The sequence below is a fragment of the Paenibacillus lacisediminis genome, from assembly GCF_046567315.2.
This window is the reverse complement of sequence record NZ_JBKIAX020000004.1, coordinates 515,036-533,844: the sequence shown is the minus strand read 5'-3', so window position 1 is coordinate 533,844 and position 18,809 is coordinate 515,036. Positions and strand designations below refer to the sequence as shown.

Below are 18,809 nucleotides of genomic sequence, written 5' to 3'. Positions count from 1 at the left end.
TGAACAACCTCTAAAAGGAGTGGGACAGATGAGAAAACATAAATGGACTAGCGCCTTGTTAACGCTGCTGATCGCGATGGTGGTGCTGACGGCTTGCGGCGGAGGCAATGGCGGCGGAAGCGCGGCGGCTCCCGATGCGGCGAAAGGGAACGGCACTGCGGCGGAGACCGGCGGCAAAACGCTGACGATTGCGAACGCCACCGACATTGAAAGCTTTGACCCGCACAACAACAACAATACATCCAGCGAAGCGGTGCTGGTCAACGTCTTTGACTACCTGCTGAAAAATGACGGCGGAGCGGACAAAGTTCCCGGGCTCGCCACCTCGTGGGAGCAAGTGGATGATACGACCTGGCGGTTCAAGCTGCGCGAAGGCGTGACGTTTCATAACGGCGACCCGTTCACCGCCGAAGACGTGAAGTTTACGATTGAGCGGGTGGCCAAGGACAGCACTTTGAAACAGCACTCCTATTTTAAAAATATCGCGGAAGTGAAGGTCGTAGGCGAGCATACGGTGGATATCGTGACGGACGGACCGGACCCGCTGCTGTTAAACCGGCTGTCGAAGATGGGCGCGGGAATTTTGCCGGCCAAATATATTCAGGAGAACGGCATAGAGGCTTTCCTGAAGCAGCCGGTGGGCACGGGGCCTTACAAATTCAGCAAATGGCTGAAGGATGACCGGGTGGAGCTGGTCAAAAACGACAGCTACTTCGGCGGTCAGCCGAAATGGGATACCGTCGTGTTCCGCGTCATTCCGGAAGCCTCGACCCGCGTATCCGAGCTGCTCGCCGGCGGCGTGGATATCATCTCCGGCGTTCCGTCGACGGACATCTCGCGAATTGAGAGCACAGACGGTAAAAAAATCGTCAAAACGCCGACCCAGCGCGTGCTGCAATTGATTTTGCGCCATACCGCTGGCACCGTGGCCGCCGATCCGAAGGTAAGGGAAGCGATTGATCTGGCGATCGACAAGCAGGGCATCGTGGACAGCATCGCCGGTGGCGCGGGCATCGTGACCCGGACCTCGGTAACGCCGGGCAACTTCGGCGCCGATCCGTCGCTGTACAAACAAACGTTGTACGACCAGGAGAAAGCCAAGCAGCTGTTGAAAGAAGCCGGCTATTCGGACGGCGGTCCGGCGCTGACGCTTTCCGTATCATCGCAATATAAGGAACAGGCCGAAGTGGTGGCTGCCATGCTGGATCAGACCGGCTTCAAAATTAACCTGGATGTGCTGGAGCCGAGCGCATTCAGCGAACGTTACAGCTCCAAATCGTTTAAGGAAATTTTTATGATCGGGATCGGCAACTCGCTGTTCGACGCCTCCAACAACTACAACCGCTACCTGCTTGAGGAAGCGAAAGGCGAGACGGATTACAACAATCCGGAGGTGGAGAAGCTGCTGCAATCGGCGCTGGTCAACATGGATCCGGCGGCCCGGGAAAAAGAGTACCAGCAGGTGCAGCAAATTTTAGCGGAAGAACGTCCGGCGGTGTATTTGTATCAAATGGAAGGGGTATACGGCACGGATGCCCGCGTGAACTTCCAGCCGCGCAGCGACGAATTGTTTTATGCCGAGGAAATCGCGCCGGCGGCCGAATAATCCCGTCTACAGAAGGTCTGCGGGTAGCCTGCCCCTGACCGGCCTGTTCGCGATGGTGATGGAGGTGAATACCGCTTGGGAAAATATATCGTCAAATCGCTGCTGCAGGTGATTCCCGTTCTGCTGATCGTCTCCCTGATCGTTTTTATTCTGGTCAGGGTGACCGGCGATCCCGTTGCACTTATGCTGCCGGAGACGGCTACCGCGGAGGACCGCGCGGTGCTGGCGCAGGCGCTGGGACTGGATCAGCCTTTATATACGCAATACGTGAAATTTCTGGGGAGCGCGCTCAAGGGGGATTTCGGCAGCTCGTTCCGCTATGGCGAGCCGGCGCTGCCGCTCGTGCTGGAACGGCTGCCGGCCAGCTTTGAGCTGGCGGCCGCAGCCATGCTGTTCGCGGTGCTGATGGCCGTGCCGCTGGGCGTGGCTTCGGCTGTCAAACGCAATACATTTCTGGATCTGGTGATTTCGGGCCTGTCGGTGATCGGGAAGGCGATGCCGAACTTTTGGATGGGGATTATGCTGATTTTGCTGTTTTCCGTCATGTTGGGCGTGCTGCCGGTGTCCGGCCGGGGCGGATTCGCTCATCTGGTGCTGCCGGCGTTTACGCTTGGCGTAGGGCTGGCGGCGCAAATGACCCGGCTGATCCGCTCCAGCATGCTGGATATCCTGAACCAGGATTACATCCGCACTGCCAGGGGCAAGGGGATCGTGGAGATGCTCGTGATCGGCAAACACGCCTTCCGCAACGGGCTGATCCCGGTGGTTACCATTATGGGCCTGCAATTTACGAGCCTGATCGGCGGAACGCTGATCACCGAGACCGTGTTTGCGTGGCCGGGCCTGGGCCAGTTGCTGGTCGTAGCCGTCAACACGCATGATATGGCGATCGTGCAGGCTGCGGTATTTGTGATCGCTGTTATCGTGGTGGTCACCAATATTTTGACGGACGTGGCGTACCGGCTGCTTGATCCGCGAATCAAATACAACTAGAGGGGGCGAGAAGCTGTGGCAGCGATAAATGAAAGCTCTTTGCCGGCTGCGGTGCCGGAATGTCCGGTTCAGGGCGGTCCGATGCGGCAAGGTCTGGTGCCGGAAGGCCCGGGGGTTGCGGGACCGGAGCAAGGGCGCAAACGGACCGGCTTCGGGATTATTTTGAAGCGGCTGCTGAGAAGCAAGACCGGAACAGTCGGCGCTGTGCTGGTGCTGATCGTGTGCCTGACGGCGCTGTTCGCGCCCCTTCTGGCCGGCCATGATCCGGCCGCGGTTGATCCGCTCAACCGGCTGAAGCCTCCGATGTGGCTGGAAGGCGGAACAAAAGAACATTGGCTCGGCACCGACAATCTGGGCCGGGACATGTGGAGCCGGATCGTTTACGGTTCGCGGGTTTCGCTGATCGTCGGGATCGGTGCGGTGCTGGTCTCTGGGGCCATCGGCGCGGTGCTTGGCCTCGTCTCGGGTTTTTACGGCAAGTGGATCGATGCCGTCATTATGCGGGTGGCCGACGGGTTTATGGCGATTCCGACCATCCTGTTTATGCTGGTCGTGATGGCGGTGGCCGGGCCGGGCCTGACGACGCTCATTTTTGTGATCGGTGTAACGAACTGGGTGTCCTATACCAGGGTGGTGCGCGGGGAGGTCCTGAGCATCAAGGAGCGCGATTTCGTTAAGGCGGCCAAAGCGGTCGGGGCGAAAAACGGGCGGATTATCCTGAAGCATATTTTGCCGAATATCCTGTCTTCATTTATTGTGATCTCCGGCATGAATGTGGCGACGACGATTATTATGGAAGCTTCACTCAGCTTTTTGGGGCTGGGCATCAAACCTCCTGACGTATCCTGGGGCGGCATGCTCAGCGACGGCAGACAATATGTGGCGACAAGCTGGTGGGTGGCGACGTTCCCGGGACTGGCGATTACGGTGACCGTGCTGGGCGTTATTTTTCTCGGAGACTGGCTGCGCGATGTGCTGGACCCTCGCATGAAAACCAAAGCCTAAAGAGGTAGTTCAAAAAGTCAGCTTTTGATCACGAAGTGAATCAGAAAGTAACTCGACGTCGAATCTTGAATTCAGCCGGGCCTTCCGGTGCTCACGTACCCAAAACGTACGCTCCGCTACTCAGTCCCTAGCTTCATCCAACCTTCTCGGTGCTGAAAATCTGACTTTTTGAACTCATACTTAAAGGAAAACTTAAAGGAAAGGTGGCGCGAAAACCTATGACTGCGGAATTGCTGGAGGTTCGCAATCTGCAAACTTCTTTCAAGACGGAGGCCGGGACGGTTCCTTCCGTGCGCGGCGTCAGCTTCACCGTGAAATGGGGCGAGACCTTGGCGATCGTCGGGGAATCCGGCTCGGGCAAAAGCGTCACCTCCTTGTCGATCATGGGGCTGATCGGCGCTCCGGGCAAAGTGACGGACGGCGAAATCCGCTTCGAGGGCCGGAACTTGCTGGGGCTGTCCAAAAAAGAGCTGCGCAGCATTCGCGGCAATGAAATTTCGATGATTTACCAGGAGCCGATGAGTTCGCTTAATCCCGTGTTTACAGTCGGCAATCAGGTGCGGGAGGCGATCCTTCAGCATCTGAAGGTGAACAAGGCGGAGGCGGCCCGTTTAAGCATCGAGATGCTGGAGCGGGTGGGCATTCCCGATGCGGCCAAAGCGGCCCGAAGCTTCCCGCACCAGCTGTCTGGAGGCATGCGGCAGCGGGTGATGATCGCCATGGCGCTCGCCTGCCGGCCAAAGCTGCTGATCGCCGACGAGCCGACGACCGCGCTGGACGTGACGATTCAGGCGCAAATTTTGCGGCTGATCGCCGAGCTGAGCCGGGAGGAAAACACCGGCGTCATCCTGATTACGCACGACTTGGGCGTGGTGGCGGAGATGGCCGACCGGGTGGCTGTGATGTACGCCGGTGAAATCGTTGAGGAAGCGGACGTGCTCGACCTGTTTGCCAAGCCGGGACATCCGTATACGATCGGCCTGCTGGGTTCGCTGCCCCGGTTGGATGAACATAAGGACAAACTGGATTCAATTCCGGGCACCGTGCCGGATATGCTTCATATGCCGGGCGGCTGCCCGTTTTGGCCGCGCTGCCCGTACGCGCAGGAAGCATGCGCGAAGGAATATCCCGAGCTGCGCGTCAAGGAAGCAGGCCACCATGTCAGATGCCTGCGGATGGAGGAGGTGTCGCCATGAATAAGACCGAACAGCCGCTCCTTGAAGTGAACGGGCTGAAGAAGTATTACCCCCAGAACAAAGGCTGGTTCTCCAGAAAAAGCGGTGCCGTCAAAGCCGTCGATGGCGTGAGCTTTCAGGTAATGCCGGGAGAAACGCTCGGGATCGTTGGGGAGTCGGGCTGCGGCAAATCGACGACCGGACAGCTGATTACCCGGCTTCAGACACAGACGGAAGGCCGGATCGTCTTTCAGGGCCGGGACTTGGATGAACTGTCGGAAGAAGAAATCCGCAAAGTGCGGAGGGACTTGCAGTTTGTGTTCCAGGACCCGTTTGCATCGCTGAACCCGCGCATGAAGGTATTTGACATCGTGGCCGAGCCGCTCCAGGTGCATGGTTTGGCCAAAGGCCAGGCGCTGAAGGACGAGGTTTACCGGCTGCTGGAGACCGTTGGCCTGGGACCGCATCTGGCCGACCGCCATCCGCATGAATTCAGCGGCGGACAACGCCAGCGGATCGGAATCGCCCGCGCTTTGGCGATGAAGCCAAAGCTGATCGTCTGCGATGAGCCGGTATCGGCGCTGGACGTGTCGATCCAGGCGCAAATTCTCAATCTGCTGAAAGAGCTGCAGCGGCAGTTTCAACTGACTTATATTTTCATCGCCCATGGTCTGCCTACGGTCAAGCATATCAGCGACCGGATCGCGGTCATGTACCTGGGCAAAATCGTCGAGCTGGCCGGGCGCGACGAATTGTTCGCTCAGCCGCGTCATCCATATACGGAAGCATTGCTGGAGGCGGTGCCCGTGCCCGATCCGACGCTGCGCCGGGAGCGGATTTTGCTCTCCGGGGAGATCCCGGGTCCGGCGAACCCGCCTTCGGGCTGTGTTTTCCATCCGCGCTGCCCTTATACGCAGGATCTATGCCGGACACAGGTACCGCCGCTGGCGGAGCATGACGCTGGGCATTTTGCGGCCTGCCATTTTCCGTTATCCGGCTTGAACTGAGCGCTCAAAAAGTCGGATTTTCAGCACGGAAGCGAATGCTTCCGATGTGCAACGGCGTATATTTCCAGGAAGCCAGATCTCGATTAGTGGCAGTTCTTCTTGTGATAATTAAAAAATTTGGGAGTAGGGAGAAGGGCATGCGGTTGCGTATTTGTGGAGACGGGGGGAGACTGCGGAGGAAATAGCGGTAAAAAAGGTTCTTATTATCGGCAAAAAGGGAGGTTGGCTAAAATAGAGGAATTTTTTACCGCTATTTCGGAACAACGAGGGTGAAAAGCTGCTTTTTCCAAGCCTGTTCTCCAAATAGAGCCTAAAAGTACCGCTATTTTGCGCAGGAGAGGGACAATCTCGAAATAGCGACACAAATTACCGTTATTTCCGGGGAATAGAGGCAATAGTAATCTCCCTTCCCCCTTCCCTCTCCCACGCCTATAGTAAGGGAGCGATTGGAATGAATAAACGGCCGATTATGCCGGACGATTTGTACGGATACCAGTGGGTCAGCCAGCCGTCGGTCAGCCCGCACGGCACGGTGGCTTACGTGAACCAGACGGTAGACCGGGAAAAAAATGACTATGTGACGCATATCCGCGCCGTCGCTTTGGACGGAAGCGGTGACCGGCGTTTGACCGAGGGAGACAAGGACTCCGCGCCGGCGTGGTCGCCGGACGGGGCGCGGCTGGCTTTTCTGCGCGCGGCCGAAGGCGCTAAACAGTTGTATACCGTCCCGGCGGAGGGAGAGTCGGCGGAGTCGGACCAGACTCCGTCATCGCGCCCGGCCGTGAAGCACACGATGCTAACGCGGGGCGTAAACGCCTTCGTCTGGTCGCCGGACGGGCGGTATATCGCTTTTATGAGCCGGGCCGGCGCGGGTGTGGAGCGGCAACCGGCGCCGGCCGGCGTGGGAAGTGAGCAATCGGGGGACGGTGAACAGCGGGAACAGCAGGCGCATGGAGAAAGGCAGTTACAGGAGGAGCCACAGGTACAGGCGCAGTATCAGGCACAGCATCAGGCACAGGAACAGGCGCAGCATCAGGCACAGCATCAGGCACAGCACGCCCAGCCCGCCTTGCGGGGCCGCGTTTTTGAGCGCACCACTCCTAAGGCGGAAGGCTCCGGCTGGTGGGACGGATTGTACAGCCAGTTGTTTGTGCTGGAGCTGGAAACCGGCCGGATCACGCAACTGACCTCCGGTCCCTGGGACGTTTCCGCGCCGGTCTGGTCGCCGGACGGCGAAGCTTTGTCATTCGTCTCGAAACGGGTAGAGGATGCGCGGCTGGATGCGGATTTGCAGCATTTTGCCGATGTGTATACCGTGAAACTTAGCGGCGGTGAATCGGTAGGCGAACCGGTAAAAATCACAAAGTCCAATTTGCTGATCAGCCAGTTTGCCTATGCGCCGGACGGCCGGCGGCTGACGCTGATCGCCAGCGACCGCGTTTACGGCAGCGGCAGCCATAACCGGCTGTATAAGGTGCCCGCCGCGGGAGGCACACCGGAGCCGTTCGCCCCGGGGCTAGACATGCAGCTCGGCAACGCCGCGCTCGGCGATATGAAGTCGGCGGTGGCCAGCCCGTCCCCGTTATATGATCCGCACCATCCGCAGCTCGGCGTGTACGTGCTCGGCACCGATCATGGCAACGTCAACGTGTACCGGATCGGCGAAACGGGTGCTTGCGAGGCGGTTACGGGCGGCGGCGAAAAGGATGTCTACCAATATACGTTGTCCCCGGACGGCCGTTATGTGGTGACTGTCGCTTTGACGGCCGAGCGGCCGGGCGAACTGTACCGGGTTGATGTCCGGACCGGAGAAGAACTGCGGCTCACGCGGCGCAACGATGAGTTTCTGGCCGAGCTTGAGGTCCGCATCCCGGAACGGATCGCGTTCAAGGCTTCGGACGGGCCAGACATTCATGGCTGGCTGCTGAAGCCCGCCGAGCTGACCCAAGGTGCGAAGGTTCCGCTGATTTTGCAGATTCACGGAGGGCCGCACGCGATGTACACCGGCGTGTTCAGCCATGAAATGCAAACCCTGGCCGCCCAGGGGTATGCCGTGTTGTGGGTGAATCCGCGTGGAAGCATGGGGTACGGGCAGGACTTTGCCAAGGCATGCCGCGGCGACTTCGGCGGCGGAGACTGCCGGGATTTGCTGGAGGCCGTTGATTACGCGCTGGCCGCATTCGATTTTATCGACGAGACGCGGCTGGGGATTGGCGGCGGCAGCTATGGCGGTGTCATGACCAACTGGATCGTCGCCCACACGAAGCGCTTCCGGGCCGCCGTGACGCATCGCAGCATTTCCAATTGGCTGTCTATGTATGGGACGAGCGACATCGGCATCTCGTATGTCGAAGGCGTGATCGGCGGCAATCCGCAGGAGCACGCGGAGCTGCTTTGGTCCAAATCGCCGCTGGCCCATGCGCACCGGATCGAAACGCCGCTGCTGATTTTGCACGGCGAAAATGATTACCGCACGCCGATCTCCCAAGCCGAGGAGCTGTACACCGCTTTGAAGCGGTATGGAAAAACGACGAAACTTATCCGTTATCCCGGCTCCAACCATACGCTGCTGAAAAGCGGCAAGCCATCGTTGCGCGTCGACAGCTTCGAGCAGGTGAGCGCGTGGTTTGGGCAATATTTGTGAAAGGAAGTGCTCTGACATGAGCCATGTGCAGCTATCCATTCCGGTGGCGCTGCTGGTGGAAAACGTGTTGACCAGCGGCGAGCCAAGCGAGGCGATTATCGCGTGTTTGCGGAGCGGGGATTTTTCCCTTTTGCTGAAGAAGGTCAAGGAACCGGAGATGGATTTTGCGGAAAGGCTGCGGACGGCGGAAGAGATCGGCGACGATTGGGAAGAAGCGCTTCACAGCGGCTATGAATTTAAGTTTTTGCACATCAATGGGCTGAAAAGACTGTTGGCTTTCCGCTTCGGCAAGGAGGCGGATCGCGATTACACACAGGAAAATTTGTCGCTGCGGCGTCTTCGCCTGACACCGGAGGAGATCGAAATCCTCCGTACCCTGATCGGCCGGCAGTGGCGGGTGTTTGCGGAAGAAGCAAGCGAAGGGAACGGAACCGAACCACAGGTTGTCGTCGGCATCGAGTTAAAGTACCGGTGAACCAAGAGCGCCATCGTGTGCTGTAAAAAAACATTTCAAGCTCAAGCCCCCGGCCGGGTTCAACTGACCGGGGGCTTAATATTTCAGCGCGAGCGGAGGGTTCACGGTTACCAGGGCCCCTATGGAAATCATCGGAAATAAACCGTTTGTACATCAAATCACAACTGCTGTATAATAGAGGTACGGACAACGTGACATCATTAATTATATAGGAGGAAAAAATGGGTAATTCAGCGTCTTTTGAACTGGAAAAAAACAGTCCAATTCCTTTATATTTTCAACTCAAAGAGGACATGATTAAAAAAATCAACAATGAGGAATACAAAGTAAACGAAAGTTTGCCTTCCGAAACCCAGTTGATGACGATGTACGGCGTCAGCAGAACGACGGTCCGCCAGGCGATCGATCTGCTTGTCAACGAAGGTTACTTGGAGAAGCGGAGGGGAGTAGGCACTTTTGTGGCCAAGCCGAACCTGAATCAATGGGACTTGGCCGAATTGCGAAGCTTTAACGAAATCGCCGGCCTGCAAGGTTTGGCGGCCAGAACCGAGCTGCTAAGCATGCAGCGGGTCAAAGCCAACGAGACGATAAAGAGCGTTTTCGGCGAGGGGCATAGCTCGTACTATAAGCTGGAAAGGCTCCGGTTTATTGAAAATGAGCCATCCGTACTGGTAACGACGTATGTGCCGGTGGATGTAGCGCCCGATTTGGAACGGTTTAACTTCTCGGAGGTTTCTTTGTTTGCCACGTTAAGAGAGCATTACGGCCTCAAAATCAATTACGCGAACAAGATGTTCCGCGCGATCAACGCCAGCCCCGAGGACGCCGCGATTTTGAAGGTGGAGCCGAACTTTGCCATCCAGTTGGTGGAGACGGTCACTTATGATGACAAAGACAGACCGTTCGAATATTCCGTGTCCAGGGACAGAGGCGATCTCAACCGGTTCCGGGTGCTGCTGAGATACAAGGATTAGACATTTTCCCACACATATCCAATAAGTATGATGGACAGGATAAACCTGCCGCTTTGAATATTTCCGCCAACCGCGGGAATGAACGGATGCGGCCGGTTTATTTTTTTTGTACCGTTTTTCCAATGAAAGCGCTTGACAAAAAGAAGAGATAGTGTCATTATAACGATAAGACATAACGACGTCATGATGTCTTGAGGAGAGGTAGAAAAAGAAAGGCGGGAGCAGCTATGAAGGACGATTGGTTGAATCTGCAGGGAAAGGTCATCGTGGTCACGGGGGGAAGTTCGGGCATCGGCGCAAAAATTGTGCAAAGTCTTGACGAGCATGGCGCGCAGGTCGTCATCGCCGATGTTTCAGGGAGCGCTCGCGGAAACGTGGATTTTATGCAGTGCGACATCACCGACAAGCGCCAGGTGGAAGAGATGATCGGCAAAGTTGTGGCCAAATACTCCCGGATTGACGGCCTGGTTAACAACGCCGGAGTCAATCGGCCCAAATTGCTGGTGGATTATTACCACGATGACGAGAATCATGAGTTCAACGAGCAAGATTTTGAGTTTATGTTTAACGTCAACGTGAAAGGGGCGTTCTTTTGCACTCAGGCGGCCGCAAGAGTGATGATCAAGCAAAATTACGGTGTGGTGGTCAATATCAGCTCTGAAGCCGGCATGGAAGGCTCGACAGGGCAAAGCATCTATTCCGCCACTAAAGGCGCGCTGAATTCTTTTACCTTATCGTGGGCAAAAGAGCTTGGCCGCTTCAACATCCGGGTGGTCGGTATCGCTCCCGGGATCAACGAACCTACACCGATGGGCAATCCCGAACATGTCAAAGCGCTGGCCTATACCCGGGGAATGGAAGCCGGCAGCGTATCCACCGATTATATGAAAATCATCCCTTTGGGCAGACAGGGGAGGCTGGAGGAAATCGCCGATCTGGTAACGTATCTGTTGTCCGGCCGCTCCTCCTACATTTCAGGCACCATCGTGAATATTACCGGCGGTAAATCGCAGGGTTAATAAACATCAAGGAACTTGGAGGGAGCTAACCGTGAATACCAAGCCGTGGATTATCATCATCACCCATGGGACCTTCGGCGAAGAACTGAAACGAAGCGCGGAAATGATCATCGGAAAAATGGAGGATGTGTACTGCTACTCCTTAATGGAAGGCATGGAATCCAAAACGCTGATTGAAACGATCCGGAACGCGCTGGCCGTGGCACCGCCGAATTCCATTTTTCTAACCGATCTGTACGGGGGGACTCCGTCGAATATCGGCGCTTATTTTGCCAAGAAGGATGGATACTCCGTAATCTGCGGAGTCAATCTGCCGATGCTGATCGAGGCGGAAACACGCAGGTCCTTGGGGGAATGGGAAGGAGTCGAGGACAAAATTATCGCGTTCGGAGCCGAGGGCATCCGCAACATCACCAAAATCATTAAAGAAAGGAATGGACCAGCATGTTAAACGGAATCAAACTGGTGCGCGTCGATTTCAGACTGATTCATGGCCAGGTTGTGACCAAATGGAGCAACACGATTACGGCCAAAACGATCATCGTCGTCAATGATGAGCTGTCCGAAGATGAATTTATGGCCGACATTTATGTCATGGCGGCTCCGCCCGGCATCAAGGTGGAAGTGCTTTCCATCACCGCTTTCGTAGAGCAGGCGAAGACCGGCCAATATGATAAAGGCAGCATTCTCGTGTTGTTCAAAAATATCGAAGATGTGCGCCGGACGGCGGAGCTGGGGATCTCTTTCAAAGAAGTGCAGATCGGAGGGCTCGGCGCGGCCGGCAACAGAACCTCCGTGGTTAAAGGCATTTCCATCGACCGGGAAGACGCGGACAATCTGCTTTATTTGAAGGACCGGGGCGCGGAGGTTTCATTCCAAGTCACCCCGGAGGAAACCAAACTTCCGCTGGATAAAGCGCTGAAAAAATTGGGGGTATAGACGATGGCAATGTTGGCAGTAAGTATTTTTGCGGGAATATGGTACTGGATCTGTAAAACCGATGTCGGTTACGCGATTACCCACGCGATTCGCCAGCCTCTGTTCGCCGCGCTTCCCATCGGTTTGATGATGGGCGATGTGCAGCAAGCGATGATTATCGGAGCAGCCGTGCAAATTTTGTATATCGGTCTGGTGGCGGCGGGTTCCAATCTTCCGGCCGACGATTGCCTGGCAGGACTCATTGCCATACCGATCGCGATTCAGTCGCATCTTACCCCGGCGCTGGCGATTGCCATTGCCGTTCCGGTCGGCGTCATGGGCGTGTTCGTCGATCAATTGCGCAAAACGATCAATGTCATGTTCGTCCATATGGCCGACCGCTATGCCGAAGAAGGCAACACCCGAAAAATCGTGCTGGCTTCCGTTGTTTATCCTACCGCTTTGAGCTTTTTCTTCCGTTTTCCGATTCCCTTTTTCGCGATTCTGTACGGCGCCGATGCCGTAAATTCCTTCATGAATAGCGTTCCGCAGTGGCTGGTTCACGGTTTTAGCGTGGCCGGAGGTCTGCTGCCCGCTCTCGGATTCGCTTTAACGATGTTCGTGATCGGCAAAAAAGAGCTGTTTCCCTGGTTTATCATCGGCTATTTCCTGATTCAGTTCAGCGGGATCCCGATTATCGGGGCGGCGATCTTCGGTCTGTGCGCGGTGCTCTTGATCACTTATTACAACAATAAGAAGAACATGGAGGCGTGAGGAAAATGACGGAAACGCAAAATGTAGCGGAAACCGGCCAGGAAACCGGCAGATTGATCACCGAAAAAGATGTGCGCCGAAACTGGCTGACCTATTACATGGTGGCGGAGATGGGCATTTCTTACGAACGGTTGCAGGCGCTCGGATTTACGACGGCCATGATCCCGATTTTGAAGAAGCTGTACCCGGATCCTGAGGATCTGAAGGAAGCGTTGAAGCGGCATCTCGTCTTTTATAATACGGAAGCGGTGTTCGGCTCGCCGGTCAACGGCATCGTGATCGCGATGGAAGAGCAGAAGGCCAAAGGGGAACCGATCACCGACAAATCGATCACCGGTATGAAGACAGGACTGATGGGACCGCTCGCGGGGATCGGCGACTCCATCGACTGGGCCACACTGAAGCCAATTATTTTCGCGCTTGCGGCGACGCTGTCCGCGACCGGGAGTATTATCGGCCCATTTGTCTTGCTGCTGCTGCCGCTGATCCAAATCCTGGTCGGCCTAAGATTGTCCGTGTACGGGTACCGGGCCGGCAAGGCGTCGATTCGGGAACTGCTGCACTCCGGAAGAATCAAGGAGCTGATCGCGGGCGCGAGCACACTCGGGTTGTTTATGATGGGGGCGCTCTCGTCCACCTACGTTAAGCTCAGCACCCCGTTGCAATTCAATTTCGGCAGCGGCAACGAACCGTTCGTGCTGCAGAAGATTCTCGACGGGATCGTGCCCGGCCTGCTGCCGCTTTTGGCCGTGCTGGGGCTGTACTGGTGGTTGAACAAGAAAAATCAAAATTTTACGGTCATCATGCTTGTCATTATTGCAATTAGTATCATCGGCGCCATCACGGGTATTTTTTAAGATTATAAAATTCATGGCCACACAAAAGAGGTGCTTGTTTTGAAAGCGGTACACTTTGGAGCCGGGAGCATTGGCAGAGGTTTTATCGGCGATTTGCTGCATGCGTCGGGGTACGAAATTACGTTTGTCGATGTCGATCCCGCGATGATCGCGCAGATCAACCGGGACAAAGCTTACGATTTGTATGTGATTGAACAGAACTATGCGAGGAAGACGATTGACCACGTGTGCGCCGTCTCTTCGGTCACCCAGGAGCAAGAGGCCGTGGCGGCGTTGGCGGATGCGGATATCATTACGACCTCGGTATGGGCCGACAACCTGCCGCGGATAGCGCCCGTTCTCCTGAAGGGGCTGCGGGCCCGGCGGAAGGCGGGCAAAAGCAAGGTGAATATACTCGCCTGCGAAAACGCGATGTTCAACTCCGATATTTTGCGCAGCAGCCTGCTCTCCATCGAAGGCGGGCTGTCAGCGGAAGAATTGGCGGAAACCGCCGCTTTTCCGAATACGGCCGTTGACCGGCTCGTACTTGAGGATGAGCGGGAAGGCAGAAAGGTCATTAACATCGGCCAAGACTTCGAGCTGGTCATCGAGCAGAACAAGCTGGCCGAACCCGGCAGCATCCCGATCCAAAATGCCGTGTATACGGTCAATCTGCAGAAATTTCTGGAGCGGAAACTGTATATCATCAATTGCGGCCATGCCTGGGCCGGCTACATCGGCCATATTTACGGCTACGAGATCATTCAGGACGTATTCCAAAATGACGACCTGCTGCGGCAGATCCTGGAGGCGATGATGGAGTCGGCGAGGCTGCTGGAGCGCAAATACGGGTTCCCGATCCGGGAGCTGGCCGAATATGTCGATTTTGCCGTCGCCCGTTTCCGGACGCCGGGCATCGTCGATACGATCAGCCGGGTCTGCCGCTCGCCGATTCGCAAGCTGCAGCCGGATGACCGGCTGGTCGGGCCCTGCCTCGGCTGCGAGGCTTACGGGCTGAAGAACGACCGGATGCTGCAGGGAATCGCCGCCGCTTTTCTGTTCAGGAACGCGGAGGATGCCCAAAGCGAGGAAGTGCAGCTGTATATCGCGGAGCAAGGTATCGGCGCGGCGATAACGCGCTATACCGGGATTGCGGAGACAACCCGTTTACACCAGGCCATTTTGCACCATTACGAAGAGCTGTCCCGGATCAAGCGGCAGCGCTGGGAAGAGAAGGGATGAACGAGTATGAAATTTACGAACCGGGCGGGTTTCGCCGTTGTATCCGCGGTCATTGAAGCGGTCTGCGCCAACCGGGATTATTTGAGCCGGGTCGATGCCGCAGTGGGAGACGGCGACCATGGCATCAACATGAGCAAAGGCTTCTCCATCGCCGGCGAGGAGCTTAGCAAGCAGCCTGACACCGATATGAGCACAGGTTTTCTTACGATCAGCACCGTGTTGGTCGGTAAAATCGGCGGCTCAATGGGCCCATTGTACGGCGGTTTCTTCCGCGGCCTGGCCATGGCATCCAAAAATGAGCCGATCATCGATGCGGTGGTCATGGGGAACATGCTGCGGAAGGCTTACGACCGGATCGCCATGTTGACGGACGCCGTGGTTGGGGACAAAACGCTGATCGATGTGCTGGACCCGGCGGTGCGGGCATATGAGGAAGCCGCGGCCGGCGGCGATTTGGAGGCTTGTCTGGGCCAGATGCGGGAAGCCGCGCGGAGCGGGCTCGAAGCGACGAAAGGGATGGCGGCTAAACTCGGCCGCGGCAGCCGCCTGGGAGACCGCGCGATCGGGCATCAGGACGCGGGCGCAACTTCCTGCTATATCATTCTGGAGGCCTTGGCCGAAGCTTCTCTCCGGCTGGCCAAAACCGGTTAAGGAGGGCATAAGAATGCAGCGTTTTGTAAACCATCCCGATCTGATCGTGGACGATATGCTGAAAGGATATGTCAAAGCCCATGGAGATACGGTCAAACTTTCGAACCGCAATGACCGGGTGGTGAAGAGAATACAAGCCCCGGTGGAGGGCAAGGTAGGCATTGTCACCGGCGGCGGCAGCGGCCATGAGCCGGCTTTTCTCGGTTATGTCGGCGAAGGGCTGGCCGATGCGGCCGCGATTGGCGAGGTCTTCGCTTCACCGCCGGCCCAATCGTTTTTTGACGCCATCGTCGAAGCCGATTCCGGCCAAGGGGTGGCCTGCCTGTTCGGCAATTACGCGGGCGACAACATGAACGTCAAAATGGCGGTGCAGCTTGCGGAAGACGAAGGGATTACCGTGAAGTATGTCACCGCCACGGACGATATCGCTTCCTCTCCGCCGGAAACCCGGGAGAAGCGGCACGGCATCGCCGGCGGCCTGTTCATGTGGAAGGCCGGGGGCGCGCGGGCGGCGCTGGGCGGCTCGCTGGATGAAGTTGTAGCCGCTGCGCAAAAAGCCGTCGACAACACCCGCAGCATCTGCGTCGGGCTTGGCTCCTGCACGATTCCGGCGGCCGGTTCCCCCAATTTCACCATTGAGGAAGGAAAAATGGAGTTCGGGATCGGCCATCACGGCGAGCCGGGGATCCGGGTGCAGCCGCTGGGGACGGCGGACGAAATCGCCGCGGAAATGACCGAAGCCATCCTGCGGGATTTTGACTTTGGCGGGCCGGAGAACCTGGCTGTCATGCTGTCCGGTTTGGGCGCTACCCCGCTGATGGAACTGTATGTGCTTTACGACAAAGTAGCAGAGATCCTGACGGGACAAGGGCACCGGATCGAGCGCACGTTTATCGGCAATTACGTCACGTCTCTGGATATGAACGGCGCGTCGCTCACGATTGTGCGCCTGGACGAGGAATTGAAGGAGCTCCTGGATTATCCGGGGCAATGCCCTGCCGTCAAATACTAATAGTGCGAGTTCAAATAGTGTAGTTCAAAAAGTCAGGTTTTCAGGACCGAGAAGGTTGGATGAAGCTAGGGACTGAGTAGCGGAGCGTAGGTGAGCCTACGTGAGCAACGGAAGGCCCGGCTGAATTCAAGATTCGACGCCCGATCCACTTCATGAGCTGCTTCGTCATGGAAAGATGACTTTTTGAACAACCTCTAAAAATTGGAGAGGGGATAGGAAGATGAAACTACAACTGGCATTGGATGAATTGAAACTGGAGGAAGCGCTGGAATTTGCCGAAAAGGTGAAGGACTACATCGATATTATCGAAATCGGCACCCCGTTCGTCATCGCCGAAGGCATGAACGCGGTCAGAACGTTTAAGGAGCGTTTTCCGGACAAAGAAATTTTATCCGACGAAAAAATTATGGATGGCGGATTTTTTGAATCGAAACTGGCTTTCGATGCCGGGGCCGAATATGTAACGGCGCTTGGGGTTACCGATGCGCTGACGATCCAAGCCTGCCTGAAGGCGGCGGACGAGTTCGGCAAGCAACTGGTGGTCGACATGATTTGCGTGGACAATCTGCCGGACAAAATCAACGAGCTCGAAGGCTTAGGCGTTCATGTGCTGGCTGTCCATACGGGGGCTGATCAACAGGCGGCCGGCAGACGGCCGATCGATGATCTGAAGGTGATGAAGGCCCATGCCAAATCGGCCAAAATCGCCGTCGCTGGCGGCATCAACAGCAGCACGATCGACAAATATGTCGCGCTCGAACCCGACATCATCATCGTGGGAACGGGGATCACCCATGCGGCCGACCCGGTCAAGGAAGCGCGGCTGATTAAAGAAGCAATGGCGCGAAGAGTGTGAAAATGCTTGTGAGGATAGTGAGTTGAATTGTAAGTAAGTAAGTAAGTTTGATGAAGATGGGGAATACAGTGAAAACGTAGGGAGAGATGCGGTAATGAAACCATGCGGTAATTTGCTGGCGATATTGGAAGAGCTTGCGGAGGACGCAAAGCAGGTTGACGGTGGGGAGGTCGAAGCGGTTAAGGACCTGATTGCCAAGGCCAAGCGCGTGTTCGTGGCGGGGGCGGGCCGTTCCGGGTTCGCCGCCAGGGGATTCGCCAACCGCCTGATGCATTTGGGGTTTAGCGCTTATTTTGTCGGGGAACCGACGACACCGTCGATTCAGCCGGGCGATCTGCTGATCATCGGCTCCGGCTCCGGCGAAACGGCCAGCCTGAAGGCAATGGCGCAAAAGGCGCTCGACCAGGGGGCGACGCTGGCCACCTTGACGATTTTTCCGGCGAACACGATCGGTTCCTTGGCTTCGGCCTGCATCAAAATTCCCGGCGTCACCTCCAAGGTGGACCGGGAAGCGGGCAAAGCGGCGTCGATCCAAACCAAAGGCTCCTCCTTCGAACAGCTAAGCTGGCTGATCTACGACAGCATCATCATCGACTTGAAGCGGGAGACCGGACAAACCGACGAAGACATGTTCGCCCGCCATGCCAATCTGGAGTAAAGCAGGATTCGGGCGTCGGGTCCTCGGATAGTTGAATATTGCGCAATAAAAGCCCTTAAATCACCCTCGGGGAGATTTAAGGGCTTTTTGTGGGTACGGGGGAGAACCCACGGCCTGCGTTTTTGTAAAGTTCCTGGAAATAACGGTGAAAAATGGACCTATTTCCTCCCAAAAAGGGTATACAGCAGAAATAAAGGAATTTTTGATCGCTATTTTAGATAGATGGCGTCAAACAGATGCTTTTTCCCAGCTTAATCCCCAAATAACGACGAAAATTTCCGCTATTTTGCCCAGGAGGGGGGTAATCTCAAAATAAGTACACAAATTGTCTCTATTTCCAGTAGAGATTTGTTTTGCCCATCAAAGGGACCGCCGGAGGAATTCGTTCCAGCGGTCCTTCTTACAGATGACATTGCCATTGGATATATCCAATAGAATTGGAAATTGAATGGAAAATACAGCCGTTTGATTGGATATTTCCAATAGATGAGGCTCGGCAGGGCGGAAAACGGGAGATTTGGGCGTAATCTATTGGAATTTTTCCAATGAGAGTTCAAAAAGGAGTATGGTTTCCGTCAATCTATTGGATTTTTTCCAATCAAACTACCTGTTCCCCTCCTAAACTCAAGTAATCTTTCTTGATTACCGCTCCGGGCTGCGTTAAGTGATACGCTCCAGCTCGTGGATGCCTCGCGGCGCGTCAAGTTATTCTCCCAAGGTTTACGACCGATTTATTTCATCCTGTAAAAAAGCGGGGTTTTTGCCCCAAATCGCCCCCATGACTCCTCACCGCAAGATACGAACATCGGCCTGGTGGCTCCAGGATGGGGCAGTCCTCGTTTACGGCGCCGATAGTTCAACAATTTTCCGCCAGGGTTCGCAAGTTATCTTATCAAATAAGCTCATAAATTGTTAAAAAAGCGCAAATAAACTTCATAGTTCCTTTATATTTTGACACAAATCT

18 protein-coding genes are annotated in these 18,809 nt (G+C 55.9%); all 18 read left to right on the top strand.

Annotated elements, in window-relative coordinates:
• The first annotated feature begins 28 nt into the window (after positions 1 to 28).
• The 18 genes from ACLD72_RS11140 (at position 29) to hxlB (ending at position 17,845) form a co-directional block, all read left to right on the top strand.
• Positions 29 to 1,606 carry an ABC transporter substrate-binding protein gene (locus ACLD72_RS11140; RefSeq protein ID WP_410997001.1) on the top strand — a complete coding sequence of 526 codons (1,578 nt, stop codon included), beginning with the start codon at positions 29 to 31 and terminating at the stop codon, positions 1,604 to 1,606.
• 75 nt (positions 1,607 to 1,681) lie between these two features.
• Positions 1,682 to 2,599: an ABC transporter permease gene (locus ACLD72_RS11135; RefSeq protein WP_410997003.1), complete on the top strand. Its 918-nt coding sequence runs from the start codon at positions 1,682 to 1,684 to the stop codon at positions 2,597 to 2,599.
• 81 nt (positions 2,600 to 2,680) lie between these two features.
• Positions 2,681 to 3,604: an ABC transporter permease gene (locus tag ACLD72_RS11130; protein WP_410997384.1), complete on the top strand. Its 924-nt coding sequence runs from the start codon at positions 2,681 to 2,683 to the stop codon at positions 3,602 to 3,604.
• 218 nt (positions 3,605 to 3,822) lie between these two features.
• Positions 3,823 to 4,800, top strand: coding sequence for an ABC transporter ATP-binding protein (locus ACLD72_RS11125; RefSeq protein ID WP_410997005.1), 978 nt, complete (start codon positions 3,823 to 3,825; stop codon positions 4,798 to 4,800).
• Positions 4,797 to 5,786 (top strand): ABC transporter ATP-binding protein, encoded by a 990-nt coding sequence (locus ACLD72_RS11120; protein WP_410997014.1) that lies wholly within the window; start codon positions 4,797 to 4,799, stop codon positions 5,784 to 5,786. Before ACLD72_RS11125 ends, ACLD72_RS11120 begins: the two co-directional genes overlap by 4 nt.
• 451 nt (positions 5,787 to 6,237) lie before the next feature.
• Positions 6,238 to 8,430, top strand: coding sequence for a prolyl oligopeptidase family serine peptidase (locus ACLD72_RS11115; RefSeq protein WP_410997016.1), 2,193 nt, complete (start codon positions 6,238 to 6,240; stop codon positions 8,428 to 8,430).
• Between the two features lie 16 nt (positions 8,431 to 8,446).
• Positions 8,447 to 8,905 (top strand): hypothetical protein, encoded by a 459-nt coding sequence (locus ACLD72_RS11110; protein ID WP_410997018.1) that lies wholly within the window; start codon positions 8,447 to 8,449, stop codon positions 8,903 to 8,905.
• A 221-nt stretch (positions 8,906 to 9,126) separates the two neighbouring features.
• Positions 9,127 to 9,879, top strand: coding sequence for a GntR family transcriptional regulator (locus tag ACLD72_RS11105; RefSeq protein WP_410997020.1), 753 nt, complete (start codon positions 9,127 to 9,129; stop codon positions 9,877 to 9,879).
• Positions 9,880 to 10,106: 227 nt separating this feature from the next.
• The gene (locus ACLD72_RS11100; RefSeq protein WP_410997021.1) at positions 10,107 to 10,898 is read left to right on the top strand and encodes an SDR family oxidoreductase; all 792 of its coding nucleotides are present in this window, start codon (positions 10,107 to 10,109) and stop codon (positions 10,896 to 10,898) included.
• A 31-nt stretch (positions 10,899 to 10,929) separates the two neighbouring features.
• Positions 10,930 to 11,349 carry a PTS sugar transporter subunit IIA gene (locus tag ACLD72_RS11095; protein ID WP_036625494.1) on the top strand — a complete coding sequence of 140 codons (420 nt, stop codon included), beginning with the start codon at positions 10,930 to 10,932 and terminating at the stop codon, positions 11,347 to 11,349.
• The gene (locus ACLD72_RS11090; protein ID WP_410997023.1) at positions 11,343 to 11,837 is read left to right on the top strand and encodes a PTS sugar transporter subunit IIB; all 495 of its coding nucleotides are present in this window, start codon (positions 11,343 to 11,345) and stop codon (positions 11,835 to 11,837) included. The genes ACLD72_RS11095 and ACLD72_RS11090 overlap by 7 nt, the downstream gene beginning before the upstream one ends.
• A gap of 3 nt (positions 11,838 to 11,840) precedes the next feature.
• Complete coding sequence (locus tag ACLD72_RS11085) at positions 11,841 to 12,590, top strand: PTS mannose/fructose/sorbose/N-acetylgalactosamine transporter subunit IIC (protein ID WP_410997025.1); 750 nt, start codon at positions 11,841 to 11,843, stop codon at positions 12,588 to 12,590.
• A 5-nt stretch (positions 12,591 to 12,595) separates the two neighbouring features.
• Positions 12,596 to 13,447 (top strand): PTS system mannose/fructose/sorbose family transporter subunit IID, encoded by an 852-nt coding sequence (locus ACLD72_RS11080; protein ID WP_410997027.1) that lies wholly within the window; start codon positions 12,596 to 12,598, stop codon positions 13,445 to 13,447.
• Between the two features lie 39 nt (positions 13,448 to 13,486).
• Positions 13,487 to 14,668 carry a mannitol dehydrogenase family protein gene (locus tag ACLD72_RS11075; RefSeq protein WP_458475759.1) on the top strand — a complete coding sequence of 394 codons (1,182 nt, stop codon included), beginning with the start codon at positions 13,487 to 13,489 and terminating at the stop codon, positions 14,666 to 14,668.
• A 6-nt stretch (positions 14,669 to 14,674) separates the two neighbouring features.
• Positions 14,675 to 15,319 carry a dihydroxyacetone kinase subunit DhaL gene (dhaL, locus tag ACLD72_RS11070; protein ID WP_410997031.1) on the top strand — a complete coding sequence of 215 codons (645 nt, stop codon included), beginning with the start codon at positions 14,675 to 14,677 and terminating at the stop codon, positions 15,317 to 15,319.
• A gap of 13 nt (positions 15,320 to 15,332) precedes the next feature.
• On the top strand, positions 15,333 to 16,331 hold the full coding sequence (locus ACLD72_RS11065) for a dihydroxyacetone kinase subunit DhaK (protein WP_410997033.1): 999 nt from the start codon (positions 15,333 to 15,335) through the stop codon (positions 16,329 to 16,331).
• Between the two features lie 220 nt (positions 16,332 to 16,551).
• On the top strand, positions 16,552 to 17,187 hold the full coding sequence (gene hxlA, locus ACLD72_RS11060; RefSeq protein ID WP_410997045.1) for a 3-hexulose-6-phosphate synthase: 636 nt from the start codon (positions 16,552 to 16,554) through the stop codon (positions 17,185 to 17,187).
• Positions 17,188 to 17,281: 94 nt separating this feature from the next.
• Positions 17,282 to 17,845, top strand: coding sequence for a 6-phospho-3-hexuloisomerase (gene hxlB / locus ACLD72_RS11055; protein WP_410997047.1), 564 nt, complete (start codon positions 17,282 to 17,284; stop codon positions 17,843 to 17,845).
• Positions 17,846 to 18,809: the final 964 nt, after the last annotated feature.

Coding starts and splice junctions, on each gene's coding strand:
- ACLD72_RS11115 (WP_410997016.1), top strand. CDS start 6,238: ATGAATAAACGGCCGATTATGCCGGACGATTTGTACGGATACCAGTGG.
- ACLD72_RS11085 (WP_410997025.1), top strand. CDS start 11,841: ATGGCAATGTTGGCAGTAAGTATTTTTGCGGGAATATGGTACTGGATC.
- hxlB (WP_410997047.1), top strand. CDS start 17,282: ATGAAACCATGCGGTAATTTGCTGGCGATATTGGAAGAGCTTGCGGAG.
- ACLD72_RS11105 (WP_410997020.1), top strand. CDS start 9,127: ATGGGTAATTCAGCGTCTTTTGAACTGGAAAAAAACAGTCCAATTCCT.
- ACLD72_RS11125 (WP_410997005.1), top strand. CDS start 3,823: ATGACTGCGGAATTGCTGGAGGTTCGCAATCTGCAAACTTCTTTCAAG.
- ACLD72_RS11065 (WP_410997033.1), top strand. CDS start 15,333: ATGCAGCGTTTTGTAAACCATCCCGATCTGATCGTGGACGATATGCTG.
- dhaL (WP_410997031.1), top strand. CDS start 14,675: ATGAAATTTACGAACCGGGCGGGTTTCGCCGTTGTATCCGCGGTCATT.
- ACLD72_RS11080 (WP_410997027.1), top strand. CDS start 12,596: ATGACGGAAACGCAAAATGTAGCGGAAACCGGCCAGGAAACCGGCAGA.
- ACLD72_RS11110 (WP_410997018.1), top strand. CDS start 8,447: ATGAGCCATGTGCAGCTATCCATTCCGGTGGCGCTGCTGGTGGAAAAC.
- ACLD72_RS11120 (WP_410997014.1), top strand. CDS start 4,797: ATGAATAAGACCGAACAGCCGCTCCTTGAAGTGAACGGGCTGAAGAAG.
- ACLD72_RS11130 (WP_410997384.1), top strand. CDS start 2,681: ATGCGGCAAGGTCTGGTGCCGGAAGGCCCGGGGGTTGCGGGACCGGAG.
- ACLD72_RS11140 (WP_410997001.1), top strand. CDS start 29: ATGAGAAAACATAAATGGACTAGCGCCTTGTTAACGCTGCTGATCGCG.
- ACLD72_RS11090 (WP_410997023.1), top strand. CDS start 11,343: ATGTTAAACGGAATCAAACTGGTGCGCGTCGATTTCAGACTGATTCAT.
- hxlA (WP_410997045.1), top strand. CDS start 16,552: ATGAAACTACAACTGGCATTGGATGAATTGAAACTGGAGGAAGCGCTG.
- ACLD72_RS11100 (WP_410997021.1), top strand. CDS start 10,107: ATGAAGGACGATTGGTTGAATCTGCAGGGAAAGGTCATCGTGGTCACG.